Source organism: Alteromonas gilva (assembly GCF_028595265.1).
Classification (GTDB): domain Bacteria; phylum Pseudomonadota; class Gammaproteobacteria; order Enterobacterales; family Alteromonadaceae; genus Alteromonas; species Alteromonas gilva.
In genome coordinates, this window is sequence record NZ_JAQQXP010000003.1 from 289,979 (window position 1) to 310,725 (window position 20,747).

The following is a 20,747-nucleotide window of genomic DNA, read 5'->3' on the forward strand; positions in this document are numbered from 1 at the left end:
CATGTTGCCTGGCCCCGGCTTAATTGTGGTGCGATTGATGAATAGCGAATCCTGCAACACTCTATGGGGCTGTTGTACCCAGAAGTATCAATGGCAAAGATGGCGCTGGAAGTAGCGGCCTTTGTCGTGATATTATGCGCGACCAAAATAAAGATTCCCGCCCGTAGATGGCAAGGGAACGGTCTTAAAATTGTGCAATGGCTGTTGACATATAGACGTCTATACGGCAAATTGACCACATGAAGACGATAATGAGCACCACCGGCATGATTATTACCACCTCTTTGAGGGCGGTCGCTGGCTAGTGCGCGTAAGCAAACAGACATCGAAAGCCCGCCCTGACAAGAGCGGGTTTTTTTTTGCGATAAAAAAACGAGGGGCGGTTAGCCCACAACCAATGCAGTCAAGGAGCATTCAATGAAAGTCTTAAAGTTTGGTGGTTCATCTCTGGCCGATGCACAGCGTTATTTGCGAGTGACTGAGATTAGCCTGACGACCCACCAGGCAAACGGCGCCGCTGTTGTGTTGTCGGCTCCGAAAGGCGTGACGAACGCGTTGGGCGAACTGTGTGAACAAGCGGCTGCAGGTGAAGATTACCTGCCGTTGTTCGAACAGTTAAATGACAAACTGACCGGCATTGCCAGCGAATTAAATTCTCAGCTTGAAGGCTTTGCCTATGAGCCTCTCAGCCAGTTTATTGATACCCGCTTAGCCGATCTTAAAAAGCAATTGCAGGGCATTGCGTTACTGGGGTGCTCTCCTGATCCCGTGACAGCCGGTATTATGAGCCTGGGCGAATATGTCAGCGTTAACTTGTTCAGTGCTATTTTAACTGCAAAAGGAATCGCTAATCAGGTGCTCGACCCCGTCGACTACGTGATTGCCGATGGCAACTATCTCGACAGTATTGCCGATGTAGCCTTAAGTAAGGCGAACTTCAGCGAAGTGGTCACTGACGGCAGTGCATTATTGATTATGCCAGGCTTTGTGGCGGCCAACGAACTGGGCGAAAAAGTCACCCTGGGCCGCAATGGGTCAGATTACTCTGCGGCCATCCTCGCGGCCTGTATAGATGCAGAGTGCTGTGAAATATGGACCGATGTGGATGGTGTGTATAACGCCGATCCAAATCAGGTTGAAGGCGCTGTATTACTCGACAAACTAACCTACCAGGAAGCCATGGAGTTGTCCTATTTCGGGGCGAAAGTATTGCACCCGAAAACCATCGGCCCCATTGCGCAGCATCATATTCCGTGCTTAATTCGTAACACCTTAAATCCCAGTGCGCCGGGCACATTAATCAGTAATGAAGCCAGTACTACCTGGACCAGTGTTAAAGGTATTTCGCAGCTCGATAACATTACCATGTTCAATGTTGCCGGACCGGGAATGAAAGGCATGGTGGGCATGGCCAGTCGCGTTTTTGAAGTCATGTCCAATGCGCATATATCGATTAGCCTGATCACTCAGTCAAGCTCTGAATACTCCATTAGTTTTTGTATATCCAGCAAAGACGCTTCGCGCGCCCTGACATTACTTGAAGATGCCTTTGTATTAGAACTTCAGAATCAGTTGCTTGACCCGATTGAAGTTCGCCACGAACTCGCCATCGTGACCCTGGTAGGGGATGGCATGCGCCACACCAAAGGGTTGGCAGCGCGCTTCTTCAACTCGCTGGCGCAGGCGCGGGTGAATAATATTGCAATCGCGCAGGGCTCATCAGAGCGGTCTATTTCGACTGTGATAGAAGCCAAACGCGCTAAAAAAGCGGTTAAGGTTATTCACCAGAACTTCTTCTCTGATTTGCATACCATCGACATTTTCCTGGTCGGTTGTGGTGTGGTAGGCGCTGAGTTACTGGCGCAAATAGCCAAGCAGCAGCCAACCTTGTTAGCACGCAATATTCAGGTGCGGGTCTACGGTATTGCGAACAGCCGTAAATTATTACTCGACGCTCAGGGTGTTGACGTTGATGGTGACTGGAAGTCGCTGCTGGCTGAGGCTAACGAAACGTTTTCTGTTGAGCGCTTAAATGAATTTGTGAACAGCAATGCACTGGTTAACCCGGTGATTGTCGACTGTACCAGCAACGCCAGTATCGCCAGCCAGTATGTGGACATGATGGAGAACGGCTTCCACGTGGTAACACCCAATAAAAAAGCTAATACCGACAGCCTGGCCTATTACAAAAAGTTGCGAAAAACGGCGCTGCAAACCAATCGTCAGTATTTGTATGAGACCACCGTTGGTGCTGGCTTACCGGTTATTGATAACCTGCAAAAGCTATTTATTGCAGGCGACGTACTGCATCGTTTTGAAGGTATCTTGTCGGGCAGCTTGTCGTATGTGTTTGGTAAGCTTGAAGAAGGGCTGTCATTATCAGAGGCCACCAATACGGCCAAGAAAAACGGCTTTACAGAGCCAGATCCGCGCGATGATTTAAGCGGTATGGACGTGGCAAGAAAGCTACTAATTATGGCCCGCGAGGCGGATCTAGAGTTAGAGCTTGATGATATCGAGATCGAATCCGTTCTGCCTGCAGGGTTTGCCGAAGACTGTGATGTTGCCAGTTTTATGGAGCAATTGCCTCAACTGGATGATGATTTTGCAGCCCGTGTTGAAAGTGCTGCCGCAGAAGGTAAAGTATTACGCTACATTGGTGCCATTGAAGGCGATAAGTGTAAAGTCACCATCCAGGCTGTGCCTAAGTCGCACCCGTTAGCGGCGGTAAAAGACGGTGAAAATGCGCTGGCGATTCATAGTGATTACTATACGCCTATCCCTTATGTAATTCGTGGTTATGGTGCTGGCGCTACCGTAACGGCCGCAGGCGTGTTTGCAGATATTCTGCGTACCATGCCCTGGAAGCAAAACGTGCATTAAACCGGTTCAGAGATTAGATAAATGAAAACAACCAGAGCATATGCACCCGCATCAATTGGCAATATCAGCCTCGGTTTTGATGTGCTGGGCGCAGCCCTACAACCCCTGGATGGCAGTTTGCTGGGGGACGAAGTCATTATCAGCGATGCTGATGAATTTGGTTTAACGGTAGCCGGCGTTTTTGCCCATAAGCTACCGGCCAATCCCGACGAAAACATCGTTACCGATTGCTATCGCTATTTTTCCAAAGCGATGCTGGCGAAAGGGCTTAACATCACGCCCATCCATATTACATTATTAAAGTCACTGCCGATTGGCAGTGGTCTTGGCTCAAGCGCCAGCTCTATTGTGGCGGCGTTTCACGGCTTAAATGAGCACTTTGGTCAGCCCTTTGATCAGACCACCATGCTGACTATGATGGGCGAGCTGGAAGGGCAGATAAGTGGCAGTATTCACTATGATAATGTGGCGCCCTGTTACCTTGGTGGTATGACGTTGATGACTGGCCAGGACGATCCGGTTACTGTCTCGTTACCGGTGGTGAAAAGCTGGTACTGGGTAACCTGTTATTCTGGGATCAGTGTGTCGACCTCAGCGGCACGGAATATATTGCCCAATGCTGTGCCACTCAAAGATACCCTCACCTTTGGTCGTCAGTTAGGCATATTTGTACATGCCCTGCATACGGATGACTACGCGATGGCTGCCAGTGTGATGCAGGACGTCATTGCCGAGCCTTATCGTAAGTCGCTGTTGCCTGCGTTTGATGAAGCGCGCGATTACAGTATGGCAAACGGGGCGCTGGCGTTTGGTATTTCAGGCTCCGGGCCAACCGTGTTTGCGGTGTGTGATGACTACCGTCAGGCGAATGATATTTCAAACTGGCTGAGTGAACACTATATTCAAAATGAAGATGGATTTAGCCATGTATGCCGAATTCCCGCCCAAGGGGCCGGTTCTCAGCAGGAACAAGAGTAAGGTAGAAAATACGTGCAATTGGTAAATTTAAAAGACGCAAGCGAACAGGTTTCCTTTGCGCAAGCGGTAAAACAAGGGCTCGGACGTAATCAGGGGTTGTTTTTTCCCACAGACATTCCCAAACTTGACAACATTGATGAGCTGTTGGCAATGCCGTTTGTGGAGCGCTCAACAGCCATTCTGTCGGCTTTTATTGGCGATGAGCTGGGCACCGAAACCGTTGCTGAGATTGTTAAAGAGGCCTTTACGTTTCCGGCCAAGGTTGAGCAGGTTAATGATAAAACCTTTTGTCTGGAGCTGTTTCATGGCCCGACACTGGCGTTCAAGGACTTTGGCGGACGCTTTATGGCCCAGTGCCTGGTACGCATCAGCGATGGCGCGCCAATCACCATTTTAACCGCGACCTCTGGCGACACCGGTGCGGCCGTGGCCCATGCCTTCCACGGATTGGATAACATCAATGTAGTGATATTATTCCCGAAAGGGAAAATCAGCCAGTTACAGCAAAAACTGTTTACCACCCTTGGCGACAACATTCACACTGTGGCCATCGAAAGTGACTTCGATGCGTGTCAGAGCATGGTAAAACAGGCGTTTGACGATGTTGATGTGCGTGAAGGGCTGCATTTAAACTCGGCAAACTCCATTAACATCAGTCGCTTATTGGCGCAGGTGTGTTACTACTTTGAAGCCGTTGCCCAATTACCGGCTGACAAGCGCGATAAAGCCGTATTTTCGGTGCCAAGTGGCAACTTTGGTAACCTCACCGCGGGCATGATTGCCAAAGCTATGGGACTGCCGATTAAGCGTTTTATCGCTGCCACCAATCTTAACGACACCGTGCCCCGCTATCTTAAAACCGGCGAGTGGGCACCAAAGTCGACCATTGCCACCATGTCCAACGCTATGGATGTGAGCCAGCCGAACAACTGGCCGCGTATCGAAGCACTGGTAGAGCGCGGCTATATTGATAAATCAATATTACGTGGTGAGTCGGTTGATGAAGAGTATACCCAACTGGCCATGCGTCAGTTATTGAAAGAAGGTTATACCAGTGAGCCACATGCTGCGATTGCGTTTCGTGCTGTCAGCCATGATTTGAAAGACGACGAAGTGGGGGTGTTTTTGGGCACTGCCCATCCGGCTAAGTTCAGAGAAACGGTGGAAAACGTGCTGGGAACGCCGTTGAATCTGCCTAAAGCGCTGGCCGACTGTGCCAATATGGATAGTCTGGAGACAGAGTTAGATGCCGACTACGCCACCTTAAAAGCACACATGTTTGCGCAGTTGAAAGGCGAATAAATAATGGCTGACTGGCAGTCTGTGTTAGGCGCACAAAAAGAAGCCGACTATTTTGTGCAACTGATGGCCAGAATTAAAGCCGAGCGGGAGGCGGGTAAAGTGATTTATCCGCCTCAGGCCGATGTGTTTAATGCCCTTAAACTGACACCACTGGCGTCGGTAAAGGTTGTGATACTTGGTCAGGATCCTTATCACGGGCCCGATCAGGCCCACGGTTTGTGCTTTTCGGTGCAACAGGGGGTAAAGACACCACCGTCGCTGGTTAACATTTACAAGGAGTTAGCCCAGGATATCCCAGACTTCACGGTTCCGTCTCACGGAAACCTGACAAGTTGGGCGGAGCAGGGGGTGTTACTGCTTAATACGGTTTTAACAGTTGAGCAGGGCGCAGCTCACAGCCATGCTAAATGGGGATGGCAGACATTCACCGACGCAGTCATTGATGCCGTCAACCAGCATCAGCAAGGTGTGGTGTTTTTATTGTGGGGCAGCCATGCGCAAAAGAAAGGTCAGGCTATCGATACCGCGCGCCATCATGTGTTAACTGCACCGCATCCGTCGCCGTTATCGGCGCACCGCGGGTTTCTCGGCTGTCAGCATTTTAGTCGAACCAATGAGCTGCTGGTAGCGCAAAATAAATCACCTATAAACTGGCAGGTTTAAAGGTTTAACACGCCCGGTCTCGCCACTGATGGCCAATACACGCATGGTTACCAGGATAGCAGCGTTGGTCGGCGTGGAATTATGGGCTAAAGCTGCACAACAACCCTTGCCGCAGCACATAGACGGCTCTCAACAGCAGGTTAGCATATCAACGATGCAGCACTAGCCCTCGCCTGATAGACAAATACCAATACAGACACCCATTAATACTGCACCTACGGTAAGGCGAAGCTTGCTGTCACATACATTGGTTGCTGCTATGAACTCACGGCGCGCAGACCAACAAAGCGCTATTTCTTCAACAGACGCTGTTTTTCCTGTCGCTTAAACAAAAACGACCATATCAATGATATGGTCGTATGTAGGTTTAGCGTGCGCTTTCTTCTAAAGCCAGGTCAAAACTCATGTCGATATCAGCGAGTTCCTTTTCGAGCTCATACCGGTCTTTTATTGCCTCGATTTCTCTCCACTTACGTTTCTTACTTTTCGTTTTGGTAGATTTTTCGTCTAGATTAAGCATTGCAAATAGATCTGAAGTATCCACGGAGATCTCCTTGTTATTACCGCTAACTACACTGTCAGTGTGTCAATATTGACCCCTGACATTTTTTGTATCACAGCTATCGTTAGATTAAAATAGTTTTGTTTACTTTTAATTAACAATTTGTGACGCTGCGATGACAATCCGTGGTGTTCTATATTTAGCAAGGAAGCCGGTAATAAGGCTTCCCCCTATTTGCACATTATTGGCTCAGGTAATCACCAGTAATGTTTATTTTGGTGCATTGGCCTGTTTAAAGCGGTTGATCAATTGTTGGGTAGAGCTATCGAAGGTTTCAACTTCTGCTTCGCCTTGAATCCCGGCTAACACTTGATTTCCAAGCACTTTACCTAATTCTACGCCCCATTGATCGAACGAATTAACTTGCCAGATTACACCTTGTACGAACACCTTATGTTCATACATTGCAACCAGCGCGCCAAGTGTGTACGGATCGAGCTTTTCAAATAAAATGGTGTTGCTTGGCTTATTGCCTGGCATGGTTTTATGCTGCGCTAAACGAGCACGCTCGTCGTCCTCGAGTCCTTTGTCGGCCAGATCGGCATAACAATCCTCAAAGGTTTTTCCTTGCATCAGCGCCTGCGCCTGACCAAAACAGTTTGAAGCCAGCATTGCATGGTGAGTATCGTTCTGATTTGGCACGTTAAGCGGCATCAGAAAATCTATTGGAATAACGCCATGACCCTGGTGAATCAACTGGTGAAAACTGTGCTGGCCATTGGTGCCTTCACTGCCCCAAATGATCGGGCCGGTTTCATAGTTAATGGCATCACCGCTCTGGGTAACCATTTTACCGTTACTTTCCATGTCCAGTTGCTGTACATAGGCTGGCAGGCCACGCAGATAATGATAGTAAGGCAGTAATACATGAGACTGAGCGCCAAAGAAATTGCGGTACCAAATACCCAGCATGGCCAGAATAACCGGCAGGTTTTTTTCGTTAGGGGCGGTTTTAAAATGCTCATCCATGGCATAAGCACCGTCCAACAGGCTTTTAAAGTTTTTGAATCCGAGTGCCAGTGAAATGGGCAAGCCGATGGCGGACCATAGCGAATAACGGCCGCCAACCCAATCCCACATTGGGAAAATGTTTTCTTCTGCAATGCCAAATTCCGTGGCTGCTTTAACATTGGATGACACGGCTACGAAATGCTTAGCAATATCGGTCTGAGTACCACCTGACTTTAAAAACCAGTCTTTGGCGGTCAGGGTGTTTTGTAATGTTTCCTGAGTAGAAAAAGACTTAGATGACATTACAATTAAGGTGTCTTCGTGATCGAGGCCGGATAATACGTCAGTAATGTGGCAGCCGTCGACGTTGGCTACAAAGTGCACTTTTACTGCGTTTTGTTGGTAGGGCTTGAGCGCCTCAGTCATAATTTTGGGGCCAAGGAAAGAACCGCCAATACCAATGGCGACCACGTGTTTTATAGCTTTACCGGTATAGCCTTTATGTTCACCACTGTGAATTAGCTGGGTAAACGCTTCTATTTTTTCCAGTGTTGCCAGGACTTCTGGCATAACATCTTCACCGTCAACCATGACCGGCTTGCCGGAAAAGTTACGCAACGCTGTATGCAGTACTGCCCGGCCTTCGGTTTGGTTGATTGTTTCACCGTTAAACATGGCGTCACGGTGAGCGGCAACGCCACGTGCATCAGCCAGATCGAACAGTGCTTTTAAGGTATCGTCTGTCACACGGTTTTTAGAAAAATCAACGAACAGGCCACAGGCTTCGGCGTTCATGGTTGCGGCGCGCGTCTGGTCGCTGGCAAACCAGTTGCGCATGTGTTCTTGTCCTACCAACTGAGCTAAAGATTCCAGCGTTTGCCACTGGTCTGATTCCGTGAGTGTTGTCATGGTTATTTCCTACAAACGTAAACCCTGAAGTAAGTAAAGGTGAGCCTTATGACTGCGCGCAACATGGGAGTGTCATCACGCCGTCAATCAGTCATCACCTTTACAATGCTTCGTTAATTGAGCGATTGATTACTGTTATACAATGTTAATATTGTATTATAAATTGGCAAGCTTGTCTTTTAACATTGTTTCCAGTTTAACCTGGTCAGCAGCAAAGTTTCTGATCCCTTCAGCCAGCTTTTCGGTGGCCATTGCGTCTTCATTCATTTCCCAGCGGAACCCGGCTTCGGTAAGTTTTTCACCCGGTTGTGAGGTGGCACCACCGTCGGTCAGCTTGGCTGACAATTCGCCGCTGGTGTTGGCAAGTTCTTCAAGCAGTTGCGGGCTGATAGTTAAGCGATCACAACCGGCTAACTCGGTAATCTCGCCGATGTTACGGAAGCTGGCCCCCATAACGATAGTTTTATAGCCGTGCTCTTTGTAGTAATTATAGATACTGGTTACTGAGACAACGCCTGGATCTTCATTGGCCGGATAGCTTTCCTTGCCGGTGCTCTTTTTATACCAATCAAGAATACGACCCACAAATGGTGAAATTAGAAACGCTCCGGCCTCGGCACATGCACGTGCCTGAGCAAAGCTGAACAGCAATGTCAGGTTACAGTTTATGCCTTCTTTTTCGAGGGCTTCGGCAGCGCGAATACCTTCCCAGGTTGAGGCAATCTTAATCAGGATCTTAGACTTATCGATACCTGCATCGGCATACAGTTTTACCAGTTTATGCGCTTTCTCAATTGTGGCCGCGGTATCGAATGATAAGCGCGCATCCACCTCAGTAGAGATACGGCCCGGAATACTACCGGAAATCTCTTTACCGATAGCAACAGCAAGCTTGTCAGAGGCATCAGTCAGTTGTTGATCTGCATCATCAGACTGTTGTGCTGCCCAGCTTACTGCATCGTCAATCAGCGTGGCATATTGTGGCAGACTCGCTGCTTTAAGCAGCAATGATGGGTTAGTGGTTGCATCGACCGGTTGATATTTTTTGATGGCATCAATATCGCCAGTGTCGGCAACAACAGTGGTAATTTTCTTAAGAGATTCTAACTGATTACTCATGGTATTTTCTATCCTGAATTGGTTGTGGCTGTCACCGTTGTATGGGTGAAAAGCCGATTACAGATGCACTGTAGGGCGCACTCAATATTGATTTGTTATTAATGTGTTTAATGCCAGTGTATAACAAACTTCGTGATAGTTTAACCACCGCCTAAAGACAAGACAGGCTATTTCGTATGCCGTGTATTTTTCATAAACCTAAACCCAAAAATGTGAACAAAAGTCTGGCTGATGGAACAGAAAAATTGAACCGCCTAATCGTTTTTTGTCGACTGATTGACGTAAGAACAAGTGATATACTTCTGCCAAAGTTAAGGAGTTCGCATGTTAGTAGTTGTTTCACCCGCAAAAAATTTAGATTTTGAATCAAGTATTCCGGTTAAAGACTATTCCCAACCACGGTTAATCGACGAAGCTGCGAAGCTCGCCGGGGAATGCAAGTCGTTAACCCCGGCCCAGCTTGGCTCATTAATGAAGATTAGCGATAAACTGGCCACACTTAATGCAGAGCGTTTTGACGCATTCAGCGTCCCTTTTACGCCAGACAATGCGCGCCAGGCCTTATTTGCGTTTAATGGCGATGTATACACCGGACTCGACGCGCATACACTGAGTGAGCCGGATATCCATTATGCCCAGCAGCACCTGCGAATTTTGTCCGGATTGTACGGCGTTCTGCGCCCCCTTGATCTCATGCAGGCTTACCGCCTCGAAATGGGCACTAAATTAGACAATTCGCGGGGTAAAAACCTTTACGAATACTGGGGCGATCTGATTACCGACACGTTAAACAATGCATTATCTGAGCAGGGCGATAACGTACTGGTTAACCTCGCTTCAAATGAGTATTTTAAGGCCGTCAAAAAAGCCAGACTGAACGGCATGATCGTGACCCCCGTCTTTAAAGATTGCAAGAACGGTCAATACAAGATAATCAGTTTTTATGCCAAAAAGGCGCGCGGCCTGATGGCAAGGTATATCATTCAACACCAGGTGCAGGACGTTGCCGGTTTAACAGCGTTTGATTGCGCTGGCTACTACTTTAGCGAAGAGCAAAGCAGCGCAACAGAGCTGGTATTTTTGCGCGACGAGCAATAATTGTCTTTAAACCCAGCAATCGAACGTCGCAGCAGGCAATGCGCCTGCTGCAAAGCCTGCTTCCATAGCCAATGCAACACAGCGGCGGTATTTAACTCGCGCTCGGACAGCAGTGCTGCTTGTTGTCGTCGCGTCCCGCTTTAATCTGTGGGCCAAAGCAAACAAACTACTACGCATAAATTCCTCCAGCTCAATTAGCGACCCCGGGCAGTTTTATTGTTTATATTACGCTGTTATCGCCTATAGTAGTGGCCATTGGTAAAATGTTAATACGAGCATTCAGTTTGATTTTGAACTGAGGGCCATGTTTATTTCCGGCTTTTTCGTTACAATCGGGGCAGGTGAAAATATCAATAACTTGTTCGGCCCGGCGATGCTTATTGTGTTATTTCTGGTTATTCTGATATTAGGGGCTGTCGATCTTTGCTGTGCATTTTTGCAGCAGTTTGTGTGTCATTTAGACAAGGCAGGTGTTTGCAGGTCTAGTGGGCCTAAATCAAAAACACCTAACGCAGTATAAATGACACACAAGCGCTGCCCGAAGGGGTCGTCATGGAAGCATTTTACTCTTTGTCACAGACCTTTGACTTAGAACCACTAGGTCTGCATGTCTGTTTCGCGATTAAAATGTTTCCATTTAGACCAAAAAGCGTGCAACAAAGATCAACAGCCCCTAGTACATTTGCTATTGTTGATCGCCTTAGGTGCCTTATTTAAGTTAAACTTGGCTGAGTTGATGATCGCCTCCAGTGCATGCATTTTAGGGCCCGCTGCGGGGACTGCTCTGGCTGCAGGGCAAGGGTAGCGTCGTCTTATCTCACCGGCTATGCTGGCGAGGAGCCTGGGGTACGCCATCGCCACTATTACTGGTATTGGAGTAACATAAGTTTTGTTTTGGGCCATTGCGTATTGAACAAAGTGTCAGCCCAAGTACGATAAAACTAATAACTGGTGGTATGTGTCCACTACTTTACACGTTTAGGAATTAATTAGATGTCTATCGAGATAAAGCCGCTTGATGTGGCGAGTCGGGGTAAATGCCCTGACGAGTTTACTTTTGGTGCAACGTTTTCAGACCATATGTTTACCCAGGAATATCGGGTGGGCAAAGGCTGGCACAAGGCAGAAGTAACCCCTTATCATGCCTTAAGCTTAGACCCTTCAGCAGCGGTGTTGCATTATAGCCAGGAAATTTTTGAAGGTCTGAAGGCTTATCGTAATGCTAACGGCAACATCAATTTATTTCGCCCATTGCAAAACTGTCGCCGCTTTAACCGCAGCGCTGAACGTATGGTAATGCCAACCGTTGATGAAGATTTTCATCTCGATGCAATCAAAGCATTAATTAAACTCGACCATGCCTTTGTACCCGATAAACCGGGTGCATCTATGTATATCCGCCCGACCATGATTGCGACCAGCCCTAAATTGGGATTGGGTGCAAGTAACAGCTACATGCATTTTATTATAACCGGCCCCGCTGGAGCATATTTTCAGGGCGGCTTTAACCCTATTTCTGTTTGTATTGCTAACAAATACCGCCGGGCCGTAGCCGGCGGAGTGGGTGAAGCCAAAACCGGTGGCAACTACGCCGCAAGCCTGTATGCCTCAGAAGAAGCCGCTAAAAAAGGCTATTCGCAGGTATTGTGGCTGGATGCTGTCGAAGGCCGCTATATTGAAGAAGTGGGCGCGATGAACATTTGTTTTGTATATGACGGCAAAACCATTGTTACGCCCTCACTGAGTGGCAGCATTTTACCTGGCATAACCCGCAAATCGATTTTGCAACTGGCGCCAACCTTAGGTTATGAGGTTAGCGAGCAGCGCCTCGACGTTAACCAGATTGTCGACGATATTAAGAGCGGTAAAATTACCGAATGTTTTGGCTGTGGCACCGCCGCGGTAATTTCGCCGGTAGGGTCTCTGTGCTACCTGGACGAAGACTATGTTATTAATAACAATCAGACTGGCCCTGTGTCTAAACATTTGTACGATCAGTTAACCGGTATTCAATACGGCACCATTGCTGACCCCTTTGACTGGGTTATAGAAGTCCCGGTGAAGTAAGTGGTATTACATGGATAAGAGGGTGCTATAACCGGCTATAAAGCAAAGTTTGCTTTATGATGGATTGGTTAATAGCACTGAATTGACGTGTGGTAAGGCTTAACCATTAATAACTTTAAAAATTACAGGCTCTTTATGCGCTCACCATTAATCACAACAATACGTTACAACGCAGCTGTTAGCAGCCTGCGTAATGTGCTCGTGGTGACTATTTCAGCGCACGGGGGCCCCTGCTCGATTTAATCAGCGATTAAACCAAACAAACCCCCGTACGAAAGTCCGGGGGTTTTTTGTTATTAGGGAGAAACAAAATGACCGGCGCCGAAACCATTCTCGATTTTTGACACTAAAACTTTCTGGCAGCATTCCGGTTGAAAACCTGCTCATGCTTATTACTTCGCCGGGAGAGTGCATTGTTATTTCGATACTTCTTAGCACAGAGCTTTGCGGTTTTGACTGGCAGTTATATACGCTTTTCGGCCGTTGATGCTGTGAGTTTGCTGAGACCAAAACGCGCTGTTATGAGACGTTTACTTTTTCACAAGGCAAGTATAGTGTAAGACTTAGCGCTATTTGGATGATTCATAATAAAAGGACTTTTGTTAAAGATGAGAAACTTACTCACAATTCTGCTTTTATTAATACCTACAACAGTTCTGGCGTCAGATAAAGATTATCAACTGCATATTCACGTTCACTATCAGAAAGATTCTGATTCATGGAAAGTTAACTATGAGCTGCCTATTGCTGTCGAACATGTTGCTTTTAGCAGGCGAAGCAATTTTGATCGCAAAAAGCTTTACCAAATTGATGAATCAAAGTTTAAGTGGGATCAAAAAGGCGATGTGCTTTTAATTCGCAGTGTGGATGGTAAAAAGTTTACCTCCCTGAGTATTCACTTTTCCTCTTATTACGATTTTATCCAAAAAGATTATACGCATAACATTAGGTACACTGATGGCAGTGTGTTGCTGTATACCAACCATTTAGCTTTAGGCGCTAATATAATTGAAGACAAATCTGTGAGTCCTATTGGTGCATCATTTAAAGGTATAAAGTTTCACTTTTATAGCCCGAATCAAAATATCGTGTTTTTAGGACAAAGTTTTAAAGATAGGGCTAATTGGAGCCTTGAAGGCGAAGGTACTTATATTTATTTCGGCAATATACAGCCAATTGAAAACGCTAATATGATTGCTATTGTTGATCCTGCATTACCAAGCTGGGCATGGGATCAGACTCAGCAATACTTCCCTAAGCTTTTTGACTATTACAAAGCTAAAACTGGGCAAGCCTTAAACTTTAAACCAGTTGTATTCTTTAATTATGATCAAGTGGATGGCGACTATTCAAATTATAGTGGTGGTACATTGAATGGGCTTGTTCAACTGACTATTAATGGTCAACGCTGGAGCTCGGAGAATAAAGGAAAGTTTAATAAGCTATTTCACTTTTTAGCTCACGAAGCGGCTCACTTTTGGAATGGTCAAATGTTCACCGTTGAAGATCAAAAACACTCTTGGATGCATGAAGGTGGCGCAGATACATTTGCAAACTTTGCAATGATGGAATTCGGATTAATGAGCTATGAACAAATGGTTCAGAAGTTTGAAGATGCAGCCAACAATTGCTTCTTAAACAAAGGCGATGAGTCGTTAGAGCAATCAGCAAAGCTTTGGCGCTATCGTAATTATTACGATTGCGGTTCAGTTATGGGGCTGGCAAGTCACGTGGCTGTTAAAGCAAAGGACTCGAGTAAAACAGTTTTTGATGTTTGGAAGAATGTATTTGATGCAAATATTAAAGATAGAACTTATAGCCAACAGGAGTATTTCGTTGCATTAAACAATCTAACTAAATCAAAAGAACTATCTGAAGCGTTTGAAAAGTTTAGCAGTAATAGTAATTTAGATAACCAAACGGAAGTTGCTTCTTGGTTTGAGCGTTCAGAAATATCAACTCAATACACAGAAAGTTACTCAGCTTCAGTAATTCGGCACTGGGGGGTGCAGGTTATGCGAAACCTGATGAGCTCGCACTGCAATAAGCGGATCAGTTTTAGTAGCTATGATGACTTTTTAATCACTTACCCTATTGAAGGTTGTAAATCATTTGAGCAGAGTATGGAAATCCAGTTTGTAGATGGATTAGAGATTTTTAATAACGGAATAAATGCATATAGTTTGTTTAAGGATAAGTGTGAAAATGGTGAAACGGTAACATTACAAGATAGAGAAAAAGTTACTGTTGCTGAGTTGAAGTGTTTAGAGCCGGTGCAAGATTTGAAGCCGTATATGAAGTTGCAAGCTCAATTATAGTAAGCAGAACTGAGTGTGCGGTTGTTGTCTAAAGCTGCCCGTCAGCGCTCGATGTTAGTCAGCTCCGTACGTAAAGCGGCCGTTGGCTCATTCAGAATTTAATGGCATCTATGAGCGATAAGCAGACGTCAGATAGTTAGCCAAGGAATAGTCCGCAAAAGACTGTTAGTTCAATCGATGGTTGAATATAGACTGCTGATTAGTGCCAAATTCGGCCACTCAGGTATAAAACGTTGCTACCCAAAAATCATTTAGAGCTAATGCTCATAATACTTGCAGTAAAAACTTACTTGCCCCAATTTTTATAATGAGTCAGAAATTGAATGGTGAAAGGTCGCTCGCCAGCCACACATAGCCATCACGCTATCGAGTCGCGACGGCATTGCCCTGGCGTTATTCCAAATCTTTTTTTAAAAATCTTACACAAATAACTGATATCTCTGACACCAACTTCATCTGCGAGTCGCGCAAGGTCATGGCCAGAATGGGTCAATCGCCAGTAGACATGTTGTAAACGTAACTCTTGCCAATAATTACGCGCGGAAACACCGAGCTTTTGCTGAAATAAGCGATCTAATTGACGTCGACTAATGCCAATGAGCGCAGCAACCTGTTCTACGGTTATTGTCTGTTCTAAGTTTTCTTGCATCAAAGAAGCCGCTCTATCCATATGACGATTCCTGTATAGTCCTTGCTCTGACGATTTCAGGCGGTGTTGCATACTGCGATTTTCATCAACCAGCATATCCGCTAAGCCTTTTTCTGCTCTCGTCTGACCAACATGGTTTTGCAAAATTACCACTGCAAGATCGATAGCTGCGCTTCCACCTGTACAACTGATCAGCTTGCGATCAAAATGATACAGCTGTTCATCTCTTACGACTACTTTTGGGTAAGTCGCTTTGAATTCACTATGATGTCGCCAATGAACCACGACTTGATGACGATTTAGTAGCCCCAACTCCGCAAGGGTAAAGCAAGCGTTATCGATGCTTACAATTGGTATTCTTTTTGCGGCAACGGTTCGAATAAAAGAGCGATAATAAGCTGCCTGTTGCTGTGATTCAATCGCAGTGCGACTACCAAAGAACACCACATAGTCAAAATTCCCAAGCTGAACCTCACAAAGTTCGAGTTCTACATTGATTGGGATCCCACTACTAGAAACAACTAATCCCTTGGTGTGAGATGAAATTTTCCATGAACAATACCGCTGTTGACTGTTATCGGCTTCATCTGCTGAAAAACGGAGTTTATCCAAGAAGCCACCAAACGGCAGCATGTTAAAATTATTTAGAGGTATCAATAGAAAGCGGACACCATTTTCACCGTTCATTTGTCGCGCATCCTTTGTCTAAATAGTCGCAATTTTTGTCCATATAATACCATAAATAATATTAAAGCTGAGAGATACTAATACCAATTCAGTCTCTCAATTATCTGGTGAGTTATGACGTTCGAAATTTGGTGTGTATTTGCTTTATCTGCTCTAGGGCTTGCTTGTGTACCAGGCCCCAACTCACTATTGGCACTGAGTCATGGTGCTCAATATGGTTATAAAAAAACAATTTGGACGATATGTGGAGGTATTAGTGGCTTCTTCATATTGATCACGATAGCAATGCTCGGATTAGGCACGCTACTAGAGACCAATCCTGAACTAATGATTGGTCTTCAATGGCTGGGAGCATTATACCTCGCATGGTTAGGTTTCAATTTGTTTTTCGCGTCTTCAAGTAGCATAGAGCAAACAACAAGGGGTTCTACTTTGCCTAAAGACCTATTTAAACAAGGCTATTTGGCAGCATTGTCTAACCCGAAAGTCTTGCTATTTTTTACTGCATTTTTAGCTCAGTTTATAAACCCAGACGAGGCATTTATTCCGCAGTTTCTGGTGATAACAGTGAGCTTTCTTTGCATCGAGTTCGCCGTAGAGTTTAGCGTGGCGAGATTAGCTTATAGGGTTAAAACGCTACTTTTGGACAATGGGCGAATTTTTAATCAGTGTTGTGGTGCGCTATTCTTGCTATTAGCTGTAATGGCTATTGTGAATAGCAAAGCTGTTTTTTGGGGGGATTAGCTTTATCTATTGGTGTCAATGTCCGAATTACGTCTTGAGTTCACACACAAAGCAGCCCGTGATGAGCTTTTAGCCAAGACGTCCGCTTATGACCAAAATCAGAAGTAGAAAATAACATCGTTGAACGTCCGCTGCTTGTCTAAAGCTGCCCGTCATTTCAAGTCCCAACCTCCAAGAAAAAGAGTCATATCAGATACGAGTCACTACAATTTATCTAACGTCCAGGCGAGGTGGGCGATAGCTAAGCACCCAATACAATAACGCAGCGGGCTATGCGCCCGCTGCGTAGCAATGGTGAGCGTAAACCTGATTAAGGTTTCAGGTGCTCAATAAAGAAGTTGGTTTTCATGGTTTGCAGGTGCAACGTGGTGCCTTCGCCTTCATAAATACCGTGGCTACGATTAGGGTAGGCCATAAATTCAAATTGCTTATTGTGTTTTACCAGCTCGTTTATCAGCGCCTCAGTGCCCTGGTAGTGCACGTTGTCATCGCCGGTGCCATGCACCAGTAAGAGTTCGCCCTGCAAATCTTTAGCAAAGGTAATGGGCGATGTTTGCTCATAACTTGCCGGATCGGTTTTAGGATTACCTGAGTAGCGTTCCTGATAGATGGTGTCGTAATAGCGAATATCGGCTACCGGCGCTTGCGAAACCCCTACATGAAACTTATCGCCATGGCGGAATAGCAAGTTCAACGTTGAACTACCGCCACCAGAGTGACCCCATACACCCACACGGCTGCTGTCGATTTGTGGCCAGCGTTTGGCAATCGCATCAAGGGCATCGGCCTGGTCGCGCACGGTAACACTGCCGATTTTCTTATAAATGGATTTACGCCAGTCGCGGCCTTTCGGTGCGCGGGTACCGCGGTTATCTACCGACACCATAATGAAGCCCTTCTGGGTCATCATACTGTTCCACAGGTAGCTTCTGCCGCTGTAGCTGTCCTGCACCGTAGAGCCCCAGGGTTCACCGTAAACGTAAAATATCACCGGGTATTTTTTGCTGCTGTCCATATCCGGTGGAAACATGATCCAACCATCCAGAACTACCCCGTCACGCGCTTCAACCTGGAAGAACTCATGTTCAGGTAATGCCTCTTTTGCCAGCTTTTCCTTTAATGCCTGGTTTGACGTAAGCTGGGTGACCGTCACATGCCCCTCGGTTTTAATGATCTGGCTGCTTGCAGGCTGATTAAAGCGGCTGTGGGTATGCATGGCATAACTGGCATCTTTTGACATTTTATAGCGGTTGTTACCGGCAAATTCTGCCGGTGTTACCCGCTTGGGCGGGCTGCTGCCATCCAGTGAGGTTCTGAATAAAAAGCGCTGTTCGGGGTGTTCCGGGGCGGCGGTAAAGTACAGGCTGTTGGTGTTTTCATTTAACGTAATCATATCGACCACGTCATAATCGCCCGGGGTTAAATCTACAATCGATGTACCATCGCGGGAAATACGATACAGGTGACGCCAGCCATCGCGCTCGCTGTGCCAGATAAAGTGACTGCCATCCTGTTGCCATTCGGCCTGGTAATACCATTCTAAAAAGGCGTCATCGTGATCGGTGTATATGGTTTTAAGCTGGTTATTTTGCCAGTCGAACAGTCGCAGGGTGTTGGTGTTTTGTGGCCGGTTAACATCCTGGATCAGCACCGCGTCGCTGGTGCCTGCCCAACTGATACGCGGTATGTAGCGGTCGCGATTATCACCGGGCAGGTTTGCCCAGCGGGTTTGTTGATCGCTGAGCGCGACAACGCCCACCCGAACGGCTGAATTTTGCTCACCGGCCTTGGGGTAAGGAAACTTAGTCAACGTCGGGTAGAGTGAATCGGTGTTGTTGATCATGGTGAAAAACTTCACGCCGGAGGAGTCGAGCTGCCAGTAAGCGATACTGCTGCTATCGGGGCTCCAGCGAAATCCATCAGTAATGGTAAATTCCTCTTCATACACCCAGTCAAAGTTACCGTTAATCAGGGTGTCACTGCCATCGCTGGTCAGCGCGGTAACAGCCTTGTTGCCTAAGGTTTCCACATAAATATTGTTGTCCCGCACGTAAGCAACTTTCTGGCTGTCGGGGCTGAACTTGGCAAACATCAAACTGGTGGGCGCTGGCGAGTCGCCGCCCAGTTGGTAGAGCTTATTGCTGGTTAAGTTCAGTACCCAGTAATCACCCCGCGTGCGATAGCGCCATACCTTTTGTGCCTGGGTGAATATCAGTGCCCACTGGCCATCATCAGACCACTGATAGTCGTCGATGCTGAGTGGTTCTTCAGCGCCTTCAGGGGTTAGCTGTTCGAGGCTGATAAGTACCTTGCGGCCACTGCCATCCGGTTGGTAAAACACGATGTCACTGCCAGTAATACCCTGCTCAGCATCGCTGCTGTCAGTGCTGTCGGTGGTACGGTTTTCCAGTACGGTATAACCACTGCCATCGTCGAGCCAGCGAAAATACGGTGCCCGTTCAGCGCTGAATTCGTTGTTGGTGTAAATGCGCTCAAGTGACAGGGTGGGAGTAGGAGGTTCGCTGTTATCCGGAGCCGGTGCACAGCCAGAGAGGGCGATAAGGCCAATCGCTGCCAGCCAGGAGTGAGAGATTTTTAACATAAGTTCCGTCGTTTTTTATTGTTCATGTAGTTTTGGAGTTTACTTAATCATGAAGCTCGCGCCAACGCTATTGCAAGACTTTAGTGACCCGGTAGCACTACTTAACGGCAGAATCTGTGATGTCAGAAAGGGAAGGGAGGCTGTGCAGCGAATGGCCGGTGCACTGCATTTGCGCTATGCACCGGTAATCATGAGTATTAGTCGACGAACATTTTTTGTTTAAAAGTGAGTGTCTCTGCGGTATCGCCACGTCTTACTTCAATGTTAAAGCGGTAAGTTTCGTCGTTGCGGAAACTAAATACCGCAAGGTAGTAAATGGCGTCACCCTCCTGGACCTTTTTGAAGGTGAGTGGTTTTTCAGTGCCGAGCAGGTTAGTCGCGGTGCCCTGCATACTGACAGTTTGCGCCTTCTGCGTGTCACTGTCGAGCACCGATATATTAACCAAAGCATTGTATTTACTGCGCACGATGCCGTACTGACGAGCGATATCTGCACTAAAAAAAGTTGAGTTAACAACAATGTAGTGTACGTCCCACTCACCAAGCTGTACTTTCTGTTCAGCACTGGCCTGCCAACTACATAGCAGTAAAAGCGGCGCCAGAAAGCCTGTCAGAAGTAGCTGTTGAAAGTTGTATTTACGCATTGTTAACCCCTTTTTTAACCTTACTTATTAGTAATACGGCAGAAAGTCGCGTAAGACCAGTTGCAGAGCCTGTAGCGCAATAATCGCCACCAGTACCGAAAGGTCGAGCCCGCCAAGCGGCGGTATAACGCGACGTATGGGCGCTAAAAACGGCTCCGTTAGTTGTTGCATGACCAGTTCAATAGGGTTGCGCCCTTGCGATACCCAGCTTAAGACCGCGCGCAGGATCAACACCCAGAATACCAGGGTGAGAAACTCTTTTACCACGTCCAGCGCACCGATAATCAGCAGACCGAGCGGGTTAATAGTGCCGCCAAACAGCAGGTTCAAAGTCAGGTATTTACCAACGGCAACCAGGAGCGCGAGCACCAGGGTAGCAACGTCGAAAGCGCCAATCGACGGAATAATCCGGCGCATCGGAGCAATAATAGGATGCGTGGCTTTAACCACAAACTGGCTAAAGGGATTATAAAAATCAGCTTTGGCCATTTGCAGCCAAAACCGCAATAACACAACCATCAAATATAAGTTAAAGACCGTTGTTATTAAGAAAACCGTGGCGCTCATTGTG

General features: G+C 46.7%; 15 protein-coding genes. 8 read left to right on the forward strand and 7 right to left on the reverse strand.

Annotation, left to right across the window (positions count from 1 at the left end):
* Positions 1-417 precede the first annotated feature (417 nt).
* From thrA to ung, 4 genes are read left to right on the forward strand one after another with little or no spacing between them, the layout of a single operon-like run.
* On the forward strand, positions 418-2,883 hold the full coding sequence (gene thrA / locus OIK42_RS17640) for a bifunctional aspartate kinase/homoserine dehydrogenase I (RefSeq protein WP_374211879.1): 2,466 nt from the start codon (positions 418-420) through the stop codon (positions 2,881-2,883).
* Between the two features lie 21 nt (positions 2,884-2,904).
* A complete protein-coding gene (thrB, locus tag OIK42_RS17645) occupies positions 2,905-3,861 on the forward strand; it encodes a homoserine kinase (protein ID WP_273642416.1) in 957 nt (318 codons plus the stop codon).
* Positions 3,862-3,873: 12 nt separating this feature from the next.
* Positions 3,874-5,163 carry a threonine synthase gene (thrC, locus tag OIK42_RS17650; RefSeq protein ID WP_273642417.1) on the forward strand — a complete coding sequence of 430 codons (1,290 nt, stop codon included), beginning with the start codon at positions 3,874-3,876 and terminating at the stop codon, positions 5,161-5,163.
* Positions 5,164-5,166: 3 nt separating this feature from the next.
* A complete protein-coding gene (gene ung / locus OIK42_RS17655) occupies positions 5,167-5,826 on the forward strand; it encodes a uracil-DNA glycosylase (RefSeq protein WP_273642418.1) in 660 nt (219 codons plus the stop codon).
* Positions 5,827-6,193: 367 nt separating this feature from the next.
* On the opposite strand, the gene OIK42_RS17660 is transcribed toward ung, so the two are convergent.
* The 3 genes from OIK42_RS17660 to tal form a co-directional block, all read right to left on the reverse strand.
* The gene (locus OIK42_RS17660) at positions 6,194-6,370 is read right to left on the reverse strand and encodes a DUF3545 family protein (protein ID WP_273642419.1); all 177 of its coding nucleotides are present in this window, start codon (positions 6,368-6,370) and stop codon (positions 6,194-6,196) included.
* A gap of 228 nt (positions 6,371-6,598) precedes the next feature.
* Positions 6,599-8,248, reverse strand: coding sequence for a glucose-6-phosphate isomerase (pgi, locus tag OIK42_RS17665; RefSeq protein ID WP_273642420.1), 1,650 nt, complete (start codon positions 8,246-8,248; stop codon positions 6,599-6,601).
* 156 nt (positions 8,249-8,404) lie between these two features.
* On the reverse strand, positions 8,405-9,367 hold the full coding sequence (gene tal / locus OIK42_RS17670) for a transaldolase (protein WP_273642421.1): 963 nt from the start codon (positions 9,365-9,367) through the stop codon (positions 8,405-8,407).
* A gap of 324 nt (positions 9,368-9,691) precedes the next feature.
* On the opposite strand from tal, the gene yaaA reads away from it, so the two are divergent.
* The 3 genes from yaaA (at position 9,692) to OIK42_RS17685 (ending at position 14,850) form a co-directional block, all read left to right on the forward strand.
* On the forward strand, positions 9,692-10,465 hold the full coding sequence (gene yaaA, locus OIK42_RS17675) for a peroxide stress protein YaaA (protein ID WP_273642422.1): 774 nt from the start codon (positions 9,692-9,694) through the stop codon (positions 10,463-10,465).
* A 993-nt stretch (positions 10,466-11,458) separates the two neighbouring features.
* Positions 11,459-12,532, forward strand: a complete 1,074-nt coding sequence (locus OIK42_RS17680) for a branched-chain amino acid aminotransferase (protein ID WP_273642423.1) — start codon at positions 11,459-11,461, stop codon at positions 12,530-12,532.
* A gap of 608 nt (positions 12,533-13,140) precedes the next feature.
* Positions 13,141-14,850 carry a hypothetical protein gene (locus OIK42_RS17685; protein ID WP_273642424.1) on the forward strand — a complete coding sequence of 570 codons (1,710 nt, stop codon included), beginning with the start codon at positions 13,141-13,143 and terminating at the stop codon, positions 14,848-14,850.
* 358 nt (positions 14,851-15,208) lie between these two features.
* Here OIK42_RS17685 and OIK42_RS17690 read toward each other — a convergent pair whose 3' ends face one another.
* Positions 15,209-16,186, reverse strand: coding sequence for a GlxA family transcriptional regulator (locus OIK42_RS17690; RefSeq protein ID WP_273642426.1), 978 nt, complete (start codon positions 16,184-16,186; stop codon positions 15,209-15,211).
* Positions 16,187-16,300: 114 nt separating this feature from the next.
* Between OIK42_RS17690 and OIK42_RS17695 the strand changes: the two genes are divergently transcribed.
* Entirely contained in the window at positions 16,301-16,930 is a 630-nt protein-coding gene (locus tag OIK42_RS17695; protein ID WP_273642428.1) for a LysE family translocator, read from the forward strand.
* A 310-nt stretch (positions 16,931-17,240) separates the two neighbouring features.
* Here OIK42_RS17695 and OIK42_RS17700 read toward each other — a convergent pair whose 3' ends face one another.
* The 3 genes from OIK42_RS17700 to OIK42_RS17710 all read right to left on the reverse strand — a co-directional run bounded on the left by OIK42_RS17700 (position 17,241) and on the right by OIK42_RS17710 (position 20,743).
* The gene (locus tag OIK42_RS17700) at positions 17,241-19,532 is read right to left on the reverse strand and encodes a S9 family peptidase (RefSeq protein WP_273642430.1); all 2,292 of its coding nucleotides are present in this window, start codon (positions 19,530-19,532) and stop codon (positions 17,241-17,243) included.
* 197 nt (positions 19,533-19,729) lie between these two features.
* The gene (locus tag OIK42_RS17705; RefSeq protein WP_273642432.1) at positions 19,730-20,176 is read right to left on the reverse strand and encodes a DUF4426 domain-containing protein; all 447 of its coding nucleotides are present in this window, start codon (positions 20,174-20,176) and stop codon (positions 19,730-19,732) included.
* Positions 20,177-20,203: 27 nt separating this feature from the next.
* Positions 20,204-20,743 (reverse strand): YggT family protein, encoded by a 540-nt coding sequence (locus OIK42_RS17710; RefSeq protein ID WP_273642433.1) that lies wholly within the window; start codon positions 20,741-20,743, stop codon positions 20,204-20,206.
* Positions 20,744-20,747 lie beyond the last annotated feature (4 nt).

Bases quoted from the DNA above. Each gene is read 5' to 3' on its own strand.
- thrA (WP_374211879.1), top strand. From the start codon at position 418: ATGAAAGTCTTAAAGTTTGGTGGTTCATCTCTGGCCGATGCACAGCGT.
- pgi (WP_273642420.1), bottom strand. From the start codon at position 8,248: ATGACAACACTCACGGAATCAGACCAGTGGCAAACGCTGGAATCTTTA.
- OIK42_RS17705 (WP_273642432.1), bottom strand. From the start codon at position 20,176: ATGCGTAAATACAACTTTCAACAGCTACTTCTGACAGGCTTTCTGGCG.
- OIK42_RS17710 (WP_273642433.1), bottom strand. From the start codon at position 20,743: ATGAGCGCCACGGTTTTCTTAATAACAACGGTCTTTAACTTATATTTG.
- OIK42_RS17685 (WP_273642424.1), top strand. From the start codon at position 13,141: ATGAGAAACTTACTCACAATTCTGCTTTTATTAATACCTACAACAGTT.
- OIK42_RS17690 (WP_273642426.1), bottom strand. From the start codon at position 16,186: ATGAACGGTGAAAATGGTGTCCGCTTTCTATTGATACCTCTAAATAAT.
- ung (WP_273642418.1), top strand. From the start codon at position 5,167: ATGGCTGACTGGCAGTCTGTGTTAGGCGCACAAAAAGAAGCCGACTAT.
- thrB (WP_273642416.1), top strand. From the start codon at position 2,905: ATGAAAACAACCAGAGCATATGCACCCGCATCAATTGGCAATATCAGC.
- OIK42_RS17695 (WP_273642428.1), top strand. From the start codon at position 16,301: ATGACGTTCGAAATTTGGTGTGTATTTGCTTTATCTGCTCTAGGGCTT.
- yaaA (WP_273642422.1), top strand. From the start codon at position 9,692: ATGTTAGTAGTTGTTTCACCCGCAAAAAATTTAGATTTTGAATCAAGT.
- OIK42_RS17700 (WP_273642430.1), bottom strand. From the start codon at position 19,532: ATGTTAAAAATCTCTCACTCCTGGCTGGCAGCGATTGGCCTTATCGCC.
- OIK42_RS17680 (WP_273642423.1), top strand. From the start codon at position 11,459: ATGTCTATCGAGATAAAGCCGCTTGATGTGGCGAGTCGGGGTAAATGC.
- tal (WP_273642421.1), bottom strand. From the start codon at position 9,367: ATGAGTAATCAGTTAGAATCTCTTAAGAAAATTACCACTGTTGTTGCC.